Genomic DNA, 15,689 nt, shown 5'->3' with positions numbered 1-15,689 from the left:
CGATCCATGGCTGTCATCGCAACCTTGCGAAGCGCGGTGCGGGCCGCGGCTGGCCTCGTGCTGTCCGGGCTTGCCCCGGCCCTGCCCGGCGCCGCCGCGGCGGCCACCGTGGACGTCGCGGCGGGCGCGGACCTGGCCCAGGCCATCGCTGCGGCGCAGCCCGGCGACACGCTGCGGCTGGCGCCAGGGTCCTACGCCGGCGCCATCGTCATCGATAAGCCCCTGACCCTGGAGGGACCGCGGGACCGCACCGCCATCATCGAGGGCACGCGCAACGGACGCACGCTGTGGGTGCAGGCCGCCGACGTGGCGCTGCGCAACCTGACCGTCACGCGCTCCGGCCTGGACCTGCCCGCGATGGACGCGGGCATCTTCCTGGACCGTACGGCGCACCGCGCCGTGGTGGAACGCAACGACATCCTGGACAACCTGTTCGGCGTCTACGTGTGGGGCCCGCAGGACGCGCTGGTGCGCGGCAACCGCATCGTGGGCAACCAGGAGTTGCGCGTGGCCGAGCGCGGCAATGGCGTGTCCTTGTGGAATACGCCGGGCAGCGCGGTGGTCGACAACGACATCTCCGCCGGCCGCGACGGCATCTTCGTGAACACCAGCAAGCAGAACCGGTTCATCGGCAACCGGCTCCATGACCTGCGCTATGGCGTGCATTACATGTACACCAACGACAGCGAGATCAGCGGCAACGTGGCCACGCGCAACGACATCGGCTACGCCATCATGTATTCGCACCGGCTCGTCGTCACCGGCAACGTGGCGATGGACAACGTCGAACAGGGCCTGATGATGAACTACGCCAACAACTCGGACATCTCGGGCAATACCGTGGATGGCGCCGGCAAGTGCGTATTCATCTACAACGCCAACAAGAACCGCTTTGCGGACAACCATTTCTCCAACTGCGACATCGGCATCCACTTCACGGCGGGCTCCGAGGGAAACCGGATCTCCGGCAACGCGTTCATCAACAACCGCAACCAGGTCAAGTACGTGGGCACGCGCGTGCTGGAGTGGTCGGACGAGGGACGCGGCAACTACTGGAGCGACAACACGGCCTTCGACCTGGATGGCGACGGCATCGCCGACACGGCCTACCGCCCGAACGACGTGGTCGACCAATTGCTGTGGCGCGCCCCGGCGGCGCGCATCCTGCTCAACAGCCCGGCCATCTCGGTGGTGCGCTGGGCGCAGTCGCAGTTCCCCGCGATATTGCCGGGAGGCGTCATCGACAGCGCGCCGCTGATGAAGCCCGCCCGGCAGAACGGCGCGAAACGCGCCGAGGTAATCCAATGAGCCATGCACTGGTAACGCTTTCCGGCGTCAGCAAACACTATGGCGCCCACCGCGCGGTCAGCGTCCTGGACCTGGACCTGCGCGAAGGCGAATGCGTGGCGCTGGCCGGTCATAACGGCGCGGGCAAGAGCACCCTGATCAAGCTGATCCTGGGCCTCATCCGTCCCACGCATGGCCGCGTCATGCTGTTCGGGCACGACGCCCACAGCCCCGCGGCCGCCCGGCAGCGCGCGCGCATCGGCTACCTGCCCGAAACAGTGGCCCTGCACCCGGCCATGACGGGCGCCGAGACGCTGGCGTTCTACGCGCGACTCAAGCGCCAGCCGCTGTCGCGCAATGCAAGGCTGCTCGAAAAAGTGGGCATTTCCAGCGCCGCGCACCGACGGGTCGGCGGGTACTCCAAAGGCATGCGCCAGCGGCTGGCGCTGGCGCAGGCGCTGCTGGGAGAACCCCGCATCCTCTTGTTCGACGAGCCCACGACGGGCCTGGACCCCGCGTCGCGGCTGACGTTCTACGAAATCGTGCACGAGCTGCGCGCCAGCGGCGCGACCATCCTGCTCAGCACCCACGCCCTGTCGGAACTGGCCGGCCACGCCGACCGCATCGTGGTCATGAAGGCCGGCGTGAAGATCGCCGACGGCGCCATGTCGGCGCTGCGGCGGGATACCGGCCTGCCCATCCGCATCAGCGTGTCGCTCTGCCAGCCGGGCGCTGCCGCCCCCTCCCCAGCATGGCGTCCGGTCGAACCCGGCCGCTACGAACTGCTATGCCACGAGGCGGACAAGGTGGACGCCATCCGCAGCATCGGGGCCATCGCCTCGCCCATCCGCGACCTGGACATCCAGGTGCCCGGCCTGGATGACATCTACGCCCACCTGCTTGAACGGGAGGACGCATGAACGCGGTAAGCACCATCATCGGCAAGGAAATCCGCGACGGCCTGCGCAACCGCTGGGTGCTGGCCACGTCGCTGCTGCTGGCCGCGCTGGCCCTGGCGCTGGGCTTGTTGGGCAGCGCGCCCACGGGCGCGGTCAAGGTCGACCCGCTGACCGTCACGGTGGTCAGCCTGTCCAGCCTGTCCATTTTCCTGGTGCCGCTCATTGCGATGCTGCTGGCGTACGACGCCATCGTCGGCGAGGTCGACCGCGGCACCATGGCGCTCCTGCTCAGCTACCCCGTGTCGCGCGGGCAGGTGATCATGGGCAAGTTCATCGGGCACCTGGCCATCCTGGCGATCGCCACCGGCGCGGGCTACGGGTCGGCCGGCCTGGCGCTGCAATGGGTCTATGGCGGCATGGACGCCGGCGCCTGGCGCCCCTTCGCCATGCTGATCGGCGCCAGCGTGCTGCTGGGCGCAAGCTTCCTGGCGATGGGCTACCTCATCAGCACGCTGGTGCGCGAGCGCGCCACGGCAGCGGGCATCGCCCTGGGCGTCTGGCTGTTCTTCGTCGTCATCTACGACATGGGCCTCCTGGGCGTGCTGGCCGCGGACCAGGGCCGCCATGTGACGCCCGGCATCCTCAATGCGTTGCTACTCGCCAACCCGTCGGACGTATACCGGCTGCTGAACTTGACCGGGTTCGAGAACATCTCCCTGTACGCGGGCATGGCCGGCGTCAGCGACCAGGCGCGGTTGCCCGTGCCGATGCTGGTGGCGGCGCAACTGCTGTGGATCGCGGTGCCCTTCGGGCTGGCCGCCTTCTGCTTCCGGAGGAAACAGCTATGACGCTGCAACGCTTGGCAGGTCTGCTGGTCCTGGCGGTGGCGCTATCGGCCTGCGGCGGCCAGGACACCGCCGCGCCGCCGCCCGCGCCGCAGGCCGTCAGCGCCGACGCCGTTGGCCATTACTGCGGCATGACACTGCAGGACCACGCCGGGCCCAAAGGCCAGATATTTGTGAAGGGACGCGCCGCGCCCGTGTGGTTCTCGTCCATCAAGCAGGTGTTCGCCTACACGCTGCTGCCGGAAGAACCCAAGGGACTGGCCGCCATCTACGTCAACGACATGGCTGCCGCGGGCCCCGACGGCGCCGCCGATCTGCGGGTCTGGGTGGACGCGCGCCAGGCCTTCTACGTGATCGGTTCGAGCTTCGTCGGCGGCATGGGCGCCGAGGACGCCATGCCGTTCTCGGACCCGGCCCGGGCGCAGGCCTTTGCCCAGACCCACGGCGGCCGCGTCGTGCGCTTTGCCGACGTGCCCGAGGACTACGTTTTCGCGCAGTAGGGCCATCGGCCTTCGCCGCGCCCATTGCGCCTTTCCCATCTTCCGATCGATAACGCCATGACCCATCCCAACCGCCGCCGCTTCATCGGCATCGTCGCCGCGTCCTCCGCGCTGGCGCTCGCCCCTTCCCTGCTGCGCCGCGCGCACGCCGCCATCGCGCCCACGCGCTGGCAGGGCGTGGCGCTGGGCGCGGACGCGGAACTGCGCCTGTACCATCCGGACCGCCGGGCCGCCGAACAGCTCATCGACCGGGCGCTGCGAGAGCTGCGCCGACTCGAGGGCGTGTTCAGCCTGTACCGCGAAGACAGCGCGCTGTCCGTCCTGAACCGTCAGGGGTTCCTGGCCGCCCCGCCCTCCGATCTGGTGCGGCTCCTGAGCGAAAGCCGGCACTACGCCCAGGTCACGGACGGTCTCTTCGACCCGTCCGTGCAGCCGCTGTGGCGCGTGTACGCCGACCACTTCGCACAGCCCGGCGCATCGCCAGACGGCCCCGCGCCGGCCGACGTGGCGCGCGCGCTGGCGCATGTGTCCTACCGGAACATCGACGTCGATCCGCAGCGCATCCGGCTGCGGTCCGGCATGGCCTTGACGCTCAACGGCATTGCGCAGGGCTACATCACGGACCGCGTGGCGGATCTGCTGCGCAGCGCCGGCCTGGAGCGGGCGCTGGTCGACCTGGGCGAAATTCGCGGCCTGGACGCGTCGGCCCGTGCCGAGGGTTGGCGGGTCGGCCTGGCGGACCCCCTGTCGCCGGACCGGATCCTGGCGCAGGTGCCGGTCAGCAACCAGGCGCTGGCCACGTCGGGCGGCTACGGCACGCCGCTGGACGCCGCGGGGCGCCATTCGCATCTCTTCGACCCGCACAGCGGCCGCGCGAGCCCGCGCTATCGAAGCGTGTCGGTCATGGCATCCACGGCGACCGCGGCCGATGCGCTGTCCACCGCATTCTCGAACATGCCGCTGGCGCGCATCGAGACGCTCGTGCGCGCGCTGGGCGTGCGCGCCTGGATGGTGCTGCCGGATGGAAAACTGATCGCGCAGGGCGGCGGCGCCTGAGGGCGGCGCGCCACTATCAAAAAAAAACCGGCCTCGCGGCCGGTTCTTGCACTGCGTGGCGCCGATCAGGCCGCCGACGGCGGATTCAGCGTGGCGAGCATCTGCGTAAAGATCTTCGGGCTGGCGGCCAGCACGTTGCCGCTGTCCATCCACCCTTGCTCGCCGTCGAAGTCGGCAACCAGGCCGCCGGCTTCCAGGACCATCAGGCTGCCCGCGGCCAGATCCCAGGGCTTGAGGCCCACGCCGCAGAAGCCGTCGAGGCGGCCGGTGGCCACGTAGGCCAGGTCCAGCACGGTGGAGCCCAGGCGGCGCACGCCGGTGGCGCCTTCGGCCATTTGGCGGAAACGCTGCGAGCCGGTTTCGGGATCGCCGGCGTTGGGCCAGTGGGCGCCCAGCAGCGCGTCATGGTAGCGGGTGCGGCCCGAGACGCGCACGCGGCGGTCGTTCAGGAAGGTGCCGCTGCCGCGGCTGGCGGTGAAGAGTTCGTTGCGCGAGGGGTCGTAAATGACGGCCTGCGTGACCTGTCCCCGCTGCGTCAGCGCGATCGACACGGCGTAGTTGGGCAGGCCGTGGATGAAGTTCGTGGTGCCGTCCAGCGGATCGATGATCCACTGGAATTCGGCCTGGTCGGGACCCTGCAGTCCGAATTCCTCGCCCAGCACGGCATGGTCCGGATAGGCGGCATGCAGCGTTTCGACGATGGACTCCTCGGCGGCGCGATCGACTTCCGTGACATAATCGCGCGGCCCCTTGCGTGCCACGCTGAGTCGTTCCAAATCCATGCTGGCACGGTTGATAATGGTGCCGGCACGCCGGGCCGCCTTGATGGCGATATTGAGCATCGGGTGCATAAAATTCCGTACGTATGCGATGAGTTGGCTTGATGGTAGGCCGCTTGCCGCCCCCCGGCGCGCCGTCGCCCCCACGGGGAAATCGACCCAAAAAACCAGGAAGGCACGAAGCCAAACGTGCCATTTTAAATGACTCAAGCATTTTCACGTGTTCGCTTCGTAATGGTGAACCCCAGCCACCCCGGAAACGTCGGCTCCGCGGCCCGCGCGATCAAGACGATGGGCTTCTCGGAACTCGTCCTGGTGGAGCCCAAATTCGCGGATGTAACAACCCAGCCGGAGGCGGTGGCGCTGGCCAGCGGCGCGCTGGACGTGCTGGAGAACGCCCGGATCTACCCGACGCTGGAAGAAGCGCTGGCGCCGGTCACCCTGGCCTTCGCGCTGACCGCGCGGGTCCGGGACCTGGGTCCTCCGCCCTGCGACATCCGCCAGGCGGCCGACCTGGCCTGCGAACACCTGGCCGGCACCGCCGAAGGCGTGGCCGCGGTGGTGCTGGGCACCGAGCGCGCGGGGCTCACGAACGCCCAGATCGCGCTGTGCCACCGCATCTGCCATATCCCCGCCAACCCCGAGTACAGCTCGCTGAACGTCGCCCAGGCGCTGCAATTGGCCGCCTGGGAGGTGCGTTATGCCCTGCTGGCGGATGCCGGGGCCGAATTGCTGCCGCGGTCCACCGCGCAGGAACCCGCGCGCGGCGCGGCGCCCGCCTCCAGCGAGGCCGTCCAGGCGTTTCTCGCGCACTGGGAAGAAGCGCTGGTCGGGGTGCAATTCCTGGATCCGGCCCACCCCAAAAAGCTGATGCCGCGCATGCGGCACCTGTATTCCCGGCTGTCGCTGACGCGCGACGAAGTGGACATGATGCGCGGCGTCTGCACGGCGATGCTGAACGCGGGCAAGAAGAAATAATCAGCCACGAGCCGCCGGCGCACAAATAAAAAGGGACAGGCTAATTGCCCGTCCCTTTTTATTTAGCCGTGCCGCCGGCGCTGGGCCGGCAGCGGCGTGTATCAGTCCACCTTGGCGCCCGAGGCCTTGACCACGGGGGCCCAGCCATCGACTTCCGACTTGATGAACTGGCCGAATTCGGCCGGCGTCGTCTTCACGCCCACGGCGCCCAGCTTTTCATAGCTGGTCTTGACGGCAGGATTGTCCAGCGCCTTCTGCATGGCGGCGTTGAGCTTGGTGATCACTTCCGGGGGCGTGCCGGCGGGAGCCAGCAGGCCGAACCAGGAGGACACGTCGAAGCCCTCGAAGCCCGATTCCTGCATCGTGGGCAGGTCCGGCGCGCTCGTGGAGCGTTCCTTGGTGGTCACAGCCAGGGCGCGCAGCTTGCCCGATTGGGCATGCGGCCATGCGGACGGCATGTTGTCGAACATGAACTGCACCTGGCCGCCGATCAGATCGGTCATGGCCGGGGCGCTGCCCTTGTAGGGCACGTGCAGCACGTCGATGCCCGCCTTCATCTTGAACAGCTCGCCCGCCATGTGGATGGAGGTGCCGCTGCCCGACGAGGCGAAAGCCAGCTTGCCCGGGTTCTTTTTGGCGTAGTCCACCAGTTCCTTGACGGACTTGACGGGAACCTGGGGATTGACGACCAGGATGTTCGGCACCTTGGCGCCCAGGGCGACAGGCGCGAAGTCCTTGGTCAGGTCGAACGAAACGTTCTTGTACAGCGTCTGGTTGATCGCGCTGGTGACGGCCACGAACAGCAGCGTGTAGCCGTCGGGCGCGGCGCGCTGGACGTAATCGGTGGCGATGTTGCTGCCGGCGCCCGGCTTGTTCTCGACCACGAAAGATTGGCCCAGGGTCTCGGTGAGTTCCTTGGCCATGATGCGGGCGATCACGTCCGTGGTGCCGCCAGCCGAGAAACCGACCACGATACGGACGGGCTTGTCGGGATAGGCTGCGTGGGCGGAACCCATTGCAAATGCGCTTGCGGCGGTGGCCAGAAGGGTGGCGGCGATACGCCGCAGGCCAGGCTTTTGACCTGTAGTCATAGAGTCTCCGTGCAGGTACTGTCCATTAAATGGACGATTTGAATTATTGGATGGACGCATTCTGCGCTATACACGCGGTTTGCATCAAGGTAGAGTCCACCCTACGGACGATGGTTTTCCCTTGTCCGTTCCTTGATAACCCTTAGTTTTCAGAGATTTGCATGCAAGACAGCGACACCGCGGCCGCGGGCCCACGCACGTTGCGGCGCGGTCTGGCGGTTCTGGCCGCCCTGCGAGACCAGGGGCCGGACGGCCTGAGCGTGACGGACATTGCCCGCCTGACGGGCATACAGCGTCCGACCATCTACCGCCTGCTGGCCGCCCTGCTCGATGCGGGCCTGGTGCTGCCGGTGGCGGGTACCAAGAAATATCGCGCCCAGCTTGCCGTCGATCCGGACACGCGTTCGCGCGATCCGCGCGTGCGGCAGCTCCTGCCCGTGCTGCGCCGCCTGGCCGACCGCACCGGTGACGCCGTGTTCCTGGTGGTGCGCGACGAGGACGATTCGATCAGCCTGCATCGCGAGATCGGCAGCTATCCCGTGCAGATCCTCGCCACCTACGCCGGCAAGCGCCAGCCGCTGGGCGTGGGCTCGGGCGGCATGGCGTTGCTGGCCGCGCTGCCCGACGACCTGGCGCGCGGTATCGTCGAGCGCAACTCGGGCAGGCTGGACGAATACGGCGGCATGACGCCGCAGGAGATGTTCCGCCTGATTGAAAACACCCGCGCGCGCGGCTATTCCGTGGTGGGCAACCACGCGGTGCGCGGCGCGCTGGGTGTGGGCTGCGCGCTGCTGGACGCGCAGGGCGCGCCGCTGCTGGCGGTCAGCGTCACCGCCATCATCGACCGCATGCCCGCGCAGCGACAGCGCGAGATCGCGGGCTGGATCAAATCGGAACTGACCCGGCTGGCCACGCCGGCCTGATTGCCGGATTGCCGGCAGGCTTCGCGGCGCGCACGCCGCGCGGCGAAGACGCAAGAAAATGGGCGCCGTAGCGCCCATTTTCGTGGCCATCGCGATGACGCCGCGATCAGCTTGCGGCCGCGCCGGCCTTGGGATTCTGGATCTCGCGCAGCGGGATCGGCGCCTGGAAACCGGCCTCTTCGAGCGAGCGGCGGATCTCCTGGTACAGGTCCCAGCGCAGGTCCCAGTACTTGCTCGACTCGGCCCACACGCGCACGTTCACCGTGACGCCGTTTTCCTTGTAATCGAACACCTTCACCTGCGGCGCCGGATCCTTCAAGGCATCGGAACGCGCATCCACGATCTGTTGCAGCTTCTTGACCACCGCGTCCAGGTCGTCGCCATAGCGGACCGGCACGGGGATGTCCAGGCGCCGCGTCTTGTTGCGGCTGTAGTTGGTGATGGTGGCGTTCCACACCGTGCTGTTGGGCAGCGTGAGATGGATGCCATCGCCCTGGATCAGGCGGGTCAGGAACAGGCCCACTTCCTCGACCGTGCCGTCGGCGCCCGAGCTGAGCGCGATGTATTCACCCGCCCGGATGGGACGCAGGATCAGCAGCATGATGCCGGCGGCGATGTTCTGCAGCGTGCCCTGCAACGCCAGGCCGACGGCAAGGCCGGCTGCGCCGAGCACCGCGATCAGGCTCGCCGTCTGCACCCCGAACCGCGCCAGCACCGCGATCACGGTGAAGATGCGCACCGCCCAGATCACCGTCGTGGCGAACATGGGCACGATGGTGGGATCGATCTTGGGGGACCGCGTGGCGGCCCGGCGGACCCAGCCGCCCAGCAGCGACGACACCCACCAGCCGATGCCCAGTATCAACAGGGCGACGAGCAGATTGATGCCCATATCCATCAGCCTGGGCGCCCAGACATAGAACTCTTTTACGGCCTCATCCATGGAACCTCCTGCAAAAAAAACGACGACGACTGTATCAGAAGCGGCCTGCGCGAAGGGGCGCGGCGCGCGGCTGGAATGTCAGGCTTTGTAAGGAGATGGCGCCCGGCACTCACGCAGCATAGGCCCTGCGGTGCCGGCTGGCAAAACGGTCGGCGGCGCGCGGCGCATTACGCGCATTACGCGCATTGCGCGCATTACGAGTATTACGCCGGCACGATGCGAAAGTGGTTGTCCCACGACACGTCGCGCGAGGGCGGCAGCACCGGCTGTTCGGCGCCTTGCGCATCGGTGCGCAGCATCGCGCCCAGACCGCTGCTGACCAGAAAGCCGCCTTGCGGAGCGGGCGCGACGCCGCAGCCGTCGGCGAGCGCCGTGACGCCCAGGCATTTGCCGCTGGCCGCGTCCCAGTAGATCACCTGACCGCCCACGGGGCTGGAGGTGGCGACTATCCCGCCCGCGGCGTCGACCGCCACCGATCCGACATAGTTGCGCATGTTGCGCAGCGTCTCGCTGGGCGCGTCGAAGAGTTCCAGCGCGGCGCCGCGGCGGTGCCGCCCGACCAGCGCGGGACGGTCGCCGGCCGGTCCCATGTACTGACAGCCGAACCACACCGCGCCGTCCGCCGCCACGGCCAGGTGCCGGATCGACAGCCGATGCAGCGCGGGCGCAAGTTCGACCTTTTCCAGCAGGTCCCCGGTCTTTGCGTCGATATAGGCGAGAGACGGCCGCATGGTGTCCAGATTGAGTTCCAGCTTGCCGTAGTCGGGATGCGTCAGGATGCCGCCATTGGCCACGCACAGCGTCCTGCCGTCGGGCATCAACACGACTTCGTGCGGTCCGATGCCGCCGCAATCGAATTCCCCCACGCGGCGGTAGCCGCCGCCGGGCGTCGCGTCGTACAGGCCCAGCACGCCGCGTCCCGCCTCGAAGTCGTTCTCCGTGGCGGCCAGCAGGCGGCCGCCCTGCACATAGGCGCCGTGGCCGAAGAAATGCCTGTCCTCGGGCAGCGGCAAGGCCACAGGCTCGCCGCCTGCCAGCGAAAAGCCCAGCGCGAAGAAACCCGGCTGGCGGCCGAAGACGACCGCGCGCTGCGCGGCCGCGTCGATCGCGAAACTATGGCCGCGCGCGGGCATGGGGATGGCGAGGCGATCATGGCCGGCCTCGTCCAGCAGCACCGCTTCGTCGCGCCCGCCGCGCTTGCGCGCGGCCAGGTACAGCGGTCCGCCCCCGGCCGCAAACGCGGCGCGGGCCGCGGCCGCGGACAGGCCCGCCGCCGCAGCCAGGGCCAGGAAGCGGCGCCGGTCAATCGCCATCGAGCGCGTTGAAGCCGATGGTGACGCCCAGGGCGGGCGCCAGGTTCTCGTCGACGATGGCCTTGGCGTTCTTGATGGTCAGGGACGCCAGGACCAGCAAGCGGCGACCTTCCTCGCCGGCCAGCGCCTGTTCCAGCGGAACAGGCACGGCGCGCAGCGCCTGCGCGGCACTGGACAATTCGCCGCGCACCGACGCATCCATCCAGGCTTCATCCGCGGGCAACGGGTAGCCGCCGGCGACATAGAACGCCTTGAGCGCATCCAGATTGGCCGCCAGCAGGCTCGTCGACAGTCCGCTGCGCCAGAACGCCGCGCGCTTGGGCCGCGCAGCCTGCGGTGAGTCGCCCAGCACCGGCTCGATCTTGACGTCGCGCGCGAACTGCAGGCCGGTGGACAAGGCCTTCATGGCTTCGGCCGCCACTTCCTGCGGGTCCCGATACAGGTCGTTGCCCGGCAGCGGCCGCGCGAACTGCCGCCCGAATTCGCCCTGCGCGCTCCAGGCCTGGCCCACGTCGCGCGAGATCGCCGCCACGTTGGCGGACACCGCGCGGGCGTAGCCGCAGGCGTAGGCAAAGCCGGGCGCGCCGGTCTGCTTGAGCAGGTCCGGCTCGCCGTACAGCACATATTCCAAGGCGGGCAGCCCCTGCACCGCCACGCTGCGGCCGGCCAGCGCGCCGGGCTTGAGCAGCGCGTCGTCCTTGGCCGCGATCAGCGCCTGGACCTGCCGCGGCATGACGCCGCGCGTGTCCGGCCAGAACGCCAGCCGCTCGAAGCGGTTGGCCTGCACCAGCGGGCCGAAGCGCAGGATCTCGACGCCCGACCACGCGTGCGCCAGCGCCGAAAAGGCATTGCCGACACGCGTGGCCCCGGCCGCATCGGGCGCGGCGCACCAGCCGCCCAGCGCGCTTTCCAGCGCGGCGGCGGCTTCCGCCATCTTCGCCACGGCGGGCCGGGCGTAGTCGCGCGCCAGGCGTTCGCCCAGGTCGGCGGGCAAGGCCGCCTGCGCGGCGAGCGGCGCCGCCAGCATCAGCGCCGTGGCCGCGGCGCGCGTGAACAGAAGGCGGATGGAATGCGCCATCACAGGGACTCCAGAAAACGGATCAGGTCCGCCCGCTCGTCGGGCGTCATGTCCACGACGCGGTCGCGCGCGGGCTTGGCCGCGCCGCCATGCCACAGCACGGCCTCCAGCAGCGTGCGGGCGCGCCCGTCATGCAGCCAGGTCGCGTTGGGATTGACGGTCTTGGTCAGGCCGATGCCCCAGAGCGGCGGCGTGCGCCATTCGCGGCCCGTGGCCAGGCCGTCGCTCACGCCGTCCGCCAGGTCTTCGCCCATGTCGTGCACCAGCATGTCGGTGTAGGGCCAGATGAGCTGGAAGCGGTGTTCCGGCTGCCTGGCGTTGCGGCTGGTCACGTATTTGGGCACGTGGCAGGCCACGCAATTGGCTTCGTAGAAGAGCTTTTTGCCCGCCAGCACGCGCGCGTCGTCCGCGTCGCGCCGTTGCGGCACGGCCAGGTTGGTCGAATAGGTGGTGACGAAGTCCATCAGCTTGGCCGGCACTTCCTCTGGTCCGAAGCGCGGCTGCGCGCCATGCGGCATGTCCAGGCACTGCGTCTGCGCGGCCGTGCATTCGCCCGAATGCCTGGGGAACAGCGGCGTGGACAGGCCCATGTCGTTGGAGAACGCCGCGGCGCTCTGCTGCTCGACCGTCGGTTGCCCGGCCTTCAGATTGAATCGCCCCAGCACGCGCTTGCCGGTGCGCGCGTCGGTGACCCAGTTGGCCTTGCCGACGATGCCGTCGCGCTTGTCGGCCCCCACGTTGGCCAGGATGTCGGACTCGTGGATCGATTCCAGCAGGCCCAGGCCGATCATCGGCGGCGCGAGCCGCGGCGAAATCTGGGTGTCCGCGCGCATGGGCCCGTAGCCCGGGTTTTCGATCCGGTAGGTGGGTTTCATCAGCGTCGCGGTCTCGCCGCCGCGCAGGGCCACGGGCACGGGCTCGTACTCGATCTCCATGCGCCCTTCCGCCGGCAGCCCGGCCACCGCGAAGTTCTGGAGCTGCAAGCCATAGACGGGCTCGGGCAGCGCCGCGATCTCATCGGCGCCCAGCTTGGGATGGCCGCGGTCGGGCCCCTCGGGGACGGCCAGCCGCAGCAGCAGCGCCACGGCGTCGGTGCGTTCCAGCGGATCGAACCCGGGCACCGTGCCGCGACCGTCCTTGGTGTGACAGGCCTGACAGGAGCGTGCGTTGAAGAGCGGTCCCAGTCCGTCCGACGCCTGCGTGGACGCGGGCGCGGAGACCCAGTCCTTGCGGAACAGGCCGTTGCCGACCTGGAACTCCTGGCGCCGTTCAAAGCTCATGTTGGCCGACGGCTGCGAAAAGATGTCGGCGTTGATGAGCTTGGTGGTGGTGGCGGCCCCGGCCTGCATGATCTCGAACGACTCGGTCTTCGAGAAATCCCGGGTGGGAGCGGTGATGGCGGTGACGCGCTGGCGGTCTTCGGGCGTCAGGTCGTCACGCCCGCCAGGGGCGGCGGGCTCGGCGGCGGCGGCGTGGGCCGACGCCGCCAGTACGGCGGCTAATACGAGTTTCACTTGAATACGGCGTCAGGTTTGTCCAGGCTGTCGGAACCTTCGATGGCGACCTTGCCCAGGTCCAGCAGCGTGATCACGCGCTCCAGGCTGCGGGTCTGCGCGACCAGGCTGTCGATGGCCGCCTGCACCACGGCATTGCCCTCCTTGTTGCCATCCGCGATCATCTGGTCATAGGTCTCGACCGTTTCGGCGCGCGTCTTCATGGCCTGCATGGCGGCGACCGTGGCGTCCAGCTTGGCGCGCACCTCGGCGTCCAGCTTCGGATCCCGGACCTTGACCAGGTCCGACAGGCTTGCGCCCGATACCGTCTTGCCGTCGATGCGCGTGTACGAGCCCAGGTAGACGTTGCGGATGCCGATCTGGTCGTAGTAGTGCGAGTTGTGCGTGTTGTCCGAGAAGCAATCGTGCTCTTCCTCGGGGTCGTGCAGCATCAGGCCCAGCTTCATGCGCTCGCCCGCCAGTTCGCCGTACGACAGGCTGCCCAGCCCGGTCAGCATGGCAATCAGGCCGGCCTTGGGGTCTTCTTCCACGGACTTGCGCGCCGCGCCGTCCTTCTTCCAGTTGCCCACCATTTCTTCCAGGTCGGTCACCAGCAGATCGGTCACGGCCTTCAGGAATTCGATGCGGCGTTCGCAATGGCCGCCGGTGCACTGCTTGGGGTCGAAGTCCGTGTGCGGACGGTTGCCCGAATGCCGCTCCTGCGGCGTGCCCTTGCGGTCCGCGGGCGCGGCGCCGGTGCCGTTCAGGTCCTGGCCCCACAGCAGGAATTCGATGGCGTGATAGCCGGTCGCCACGTTGGCTTCGTTGCCATCGGCCTCGTGCAGCATCTCGGACAGCAGTTCGGGCGTGATCTTGCTGACGTCCACCGTCTTGCCGCCCACCGAGATCTTGGAATTGGCGATGACGTTGACCGCGTAGAACGCGTTCTGGTCGTTCTCGGTGCCGTACGAGGCATCGACGTAGTCGATCAGGCCTTCGTCCAGCGGCCATGCGTTCACGCGGCCTTCCCAGTCATCGACGATGGGGTTGCCGAACCGCCAGGCCTCGGTCTGCTGGTAGGGTACGCGCGCCACGATCCATGCCTCGCGCGCGGCCTTCAACGTGGCGGCGCTGGGCTTTGCGATCAGCGCATCGATGGCCTCGCGCAGCGTCTTGGCAGCCTTCAGCGAATCCTCGTACCCGGCCAGCGCCAGATCAGAATAGGTGGCGACGACGGCCTTGGGTTCGACGGCGGCGTGCGCCGTTCCGCCAAATACCGCGGTGGCCAGCACCGCACCCAAAAGCAACTTGCGCATCGACTTTCTCCCGTAATGCGGACAGCCCGCCCCCGTGGCGGGCCGTTCCGGCTTGGCTTTGTTTGTGGATGCGAGTGTAAACAATTTTCGTTTGATGTTCAGGCAGGATTCAGATAGCTGACGTTCTTTTGAACGGAAAAAGTATGCTGCGGCAAGTCACGAACGCCCTGCCGCCCTCCCCTCATTGCCTGGAAGCCCGCCTCATGGAACTGCGCCAACTCCGTTACTTCGTCCGCGTCGCGGAACTGGGCAGCATCGGCCGCGCCGCGCGCGATCTGGGCGTGGTCGCATCGGCGCTGAGCCAGCAGATCAGCCGGCTGGAAAGCGAACTGGCCACGCGGCTGCTGACGCGCAGCCCCACCGGCGTGACCACCACGCCCGCCGGCGCGGCGTTTTTGCGCCAGGCCCAGTTGACGCTGCGGCACGCGGAAAGCGCCGTGGCGGCCGCGCGCGAGGCGCGGCTGGCCGGAACGGTGAGCGTCGGCTTCGCGCCCACCACCGCCTCGCTCCTGGCCCGTCCCTTCTACGCGGCCATGACCGAACGCTATCCGAACGTGCGCCTGCATCTGGTCGAGGGCCTGTCCGGCAACCTGGGCGACCTGCTGAACGCCCGGCGGCTGGACCTGGCGGTGCTATTCCAGAACGACAGTGCGCAGGGCCGCAGCGTGGTGCCCGTGCTGGACGAACGGCTGTTCCTGCTGGCCCCGCGCGGCATGATCGAACAATCGGATGGCGAACCCGTCGGCATGGCCGATCTGGCAGGCCTGCCGCTGGCCGTTACCAGCAAGGCGCACGGGCTGCGCGCCTGGGTCGAGGCGGCCTTCGAGCGGGCCGGCATCGAACCCTGGATCGGCGTCGAGGTGGACGGCCTGACCACGTTGATGGACCTGGTGCAGGCCCATCGCATCGCCACGATCCAGCCGGGCGCGGCCGTCGCGCGGGTCGAGACCGGCGTGCTCAGCATGCACCCCATCGACGACCCCTATCTCTTTCGCCGCAACCAGATCTATTGCATCAGCGACGACGAACTGTCGCCCGCCGCCCTGGCGGCGCGCGTGGTGCTCCGCGATGCCATGCGCGGATTAGTCCGGCACGGCGGCTGGCCCGGCGCCACCCTTCTCGATTCGTGATGCCCCCATCCGCCCGGGATGCCTAGGCGGTCGGATTTTCTGAAGATAGATTGATCCT

Annotated in this window: 15 protein-coding genes; 8 read left to right on the top strand and 7 right to left on the bottom strand. The window is 68.4% G+C overall.

Annotation, left to right across the window (positions count from 1 at the left end; genetic code table 11):
* The first annotated feature begins 6 nt into the window (after nt 1-6).
* The 5 genes from ACZ50Q_RS09305 to ACZ50Q_RS09285 are packed head-to-tail and all read left to right on the top strand — an operon-like array spanning nt 7 to nt 4,587.
* Entirely contained in the window at nt 7-1,308 is a 1,302-nt protein-coding gene (locus ACZ50Q_RS09305) for a nitrous oxide reductase family maturation protein NosD (protein WP_464081288.1), read from the top strand.
* Nucleotides 1,305-2,207: an ABC transporter ATP-binding protein gene (locus tag ACZ50Q_RS09300; protein ID WP_464081287.1), complete on the top strand. Its 903-nt coding sequence runs from the start codon at nt 1,305-1,307 to the stop codon at nt 2,205-2,207. Before ACZ50Q_RS09305 ends, ACZ50Q_RS09300 begins: the two co-directional genes overlap by 4 nt.
* A complete protein-coding gene (locus tag ACZ50Q_RS09295) occupies nt 2,204-3,034 on the top strand; it encodes an ABC transporter permease (RefSeq protein ID WP_464081286.1) in 831 nt (276 codons plus the stop codon). Before ACZ50Q_RS09300 ends, ACZ50Q_RS09295 begins: the two co-directional genes overlap by 4 nt.
* Entirely contained in the window at nt 3,031-3,531 is a 501-nt protein-coding gene (locus tag ACZ50Q_RS09290; protein ID WP_464081285.1) for a nitrous oxide reductase accessory protein NosL, read from the top strand. Before ACZ50Q_RS09295 ends, ACZ50Q_RS09290 begins: the two co-directional genes overlap by 4 nt.
* 57 nt (nt 3,532-3,588) lie before the next feature.
* The gene (locus tag ACZ50Q_RS09285) at nt 3,589-4,587 is read left to right on the top strand and encodes an FAD:protein FMN transferase (RefSeq protein ID WP_464081284.1); all 999 of its coding nucleotides are present in this window, start codon (nt 3,589-3,591) and stop codon (nt 4,585-4,587) included.
* Between the two features lie 65 nt (nt 4,588-4,652).
* Here ACZ50Q_RS09285 and ACZ50Q_RS09280 read toward each other — a convergent pair whose 3' ends face one another.
* Complete coding sequence (locus tag ACZ50Q_RS09280; protein ID WP_076520042.1) at nt 4,653-5,438, bottom strand: inositol monophosphatase family protein; 786 nt, start codon at nt 5,436-5,438, stop codon at nt 4,653-4,655.
* Between the two features lie 129 nt (nt 5,439-5,567).
* Between ACZ50Q_RS09280 and ACZ50Q_RS09275 the strand changes: the two genes are divergently transcribed.
* The gene (locus ACZ50Q_RS09275; RefSeq protein ID WP_464081283.1) at nt 5,568-6,344 is read left to right on the top strand and encodes an RNA methyltransferase; all 777 of its coding nucleotides are present in this window, start codon (nt 5,568-5,570) and stop codon (nt 6,342-6,344) included.
* 101 nt (nt 6,345-6,445) lie between these two features.
* On the opposite strand, the gene ACZ50Q_RS09270 is transcribed toward ACZ50Q_RS09275, so the two are convergent.
* Entirely contained in the window at nt 6,446-7,435 is a 990-nt protein-coding gene (locus tag ACZ50Q_RS09270; RefSeq protein WP_076520040.1) for a tripartite tricarboxylate transporter substrate binding protein, read from the bottom strand.
* Between the two features lie 161 nt (nt 7,436-7,596).
* Here ACZ50Q_RS09270 and ACZ50Q_RS09265 point away from each other — a divergent pair, with 161 nt between their 5' ends.
* Entirely contained in the window at nt 7,597-8,358 is a 762-nt protein-coding gene (locus ACZ50Q_RS09265) for an IclR family transcriptional regulator (protein WP_464081282.1), read from the top strand.
* Between the two features lie 106 nt (nt 8,359-8,464).
* Here the strand turns inward: ACZ50Q_RS09265 and ACZ50Q_RS09260 are convergent, their stop codons facing one another.
* The 5 genes from ACZ50Q_RS09260 to ACZ50Q_RS09240 all read right to left on the bottom strand — a co-directional run bounded on the left by ACZ50Q_RS09260 (nt 8,465) and on the right by ACZ50Q_RS09240 (nt 14,501).
* Nucleotides 8,465-9,301 carry a mechanosensitive ion channel family protein gene (locus ACZ50Q_RS09260; protein WP_464081281.1) on the bottom strand — a complete coding sequence of 279 codons (837 nt, stop codon included), beginning with the start codon at nt 9,299-9,301 and terminating at the stop codon, nt 8,465-8,467.
* A 203-nt stretch (nt 9,302-9,504) separates the two neighbouring features.
* Nucleotides 9,505-10,614, bottom strand: a complete 1,110-nt coding sequence (locus ACZ50Q_RS09255) for a DUF1513 domain-containing protein (RefSeq protein ID WP_464081280.1) — start codon at nt 10,612-10,614, stop codon at nt 9,505-9,507.
* The gene (locus ACZ50Q_RS09250) at nt 10,604-11,692 is read right to left on the bottom strand and encodes an imelysin family protein (protein WP_464081279.1); all 1,089 of its coding nucleotides are present in this window, start codon (nt 11,690-11,692) and stop codon (nt 10,604-10,606) included. The genes ACZ50Q_RS09255 and ACZ50Q_RS09250 overlap by 11 nt, the downstream gene beginning before the upstream one ends.
* Nucleotides 11,692-13,206, bottom strand: a complete 1,515-nt coding sequence (locus tag ACZ50Q_RS09245) for a di-heme oxidoreductase family protein (RefSeq protein WP_464081278.1) — start codon at nt 13,204-13,206, stop codon at nt 11,692-11,694. The genes ACZ50Q_RS09250 and ACZ50Q_RS09245 overlap by 1 nt, the downstream gene beginning before the upstream one ends.
* On the bottom strand, nt 13,203-14,501 hold the full coding sequence (locus ACZ50Q_RS09240) for an imelysin family protein (RefSeq protein ID WP_464081277.1): 1,299 nt from the start codon (nt 14,499-14,501) through the stop codon (nt 13,203-13,205). Before ACZ50Q_RS09240 ends, ACZ50Q_RS09245 begins: the two co-directional genes overlap by 4 nt.
* 203 nt (nt 14,502-14,704) lie before the next feature.
* Here ACZ50Q_RS09240 and ACZ50Q_RS09235 point away from each other — a divergent pair, with 203 nt between their 5' ends.
* The gene (locus ACZ50Q_RS09235; protein ID WP_076520033.1) at nt 14,705-15,631 is read left to right on the top strand and encodes a LysR family transcriptional regulator; all 927 of its coding nucleotides are present in this window, start codon (nt 14,705-14,707) and stop codon (nt 15,629-15,631) included.
* The last annotated feature ends 58 nt before the right edge of the window (nt 15,632-15,689 follow it).

The sequence above is a fragment of the Achromobacter sp. T5-5 genome, assembly GCF_055397965.1.
This window is presented reverse-complemented; position numbering and strand designations above follow the sequence as displayed.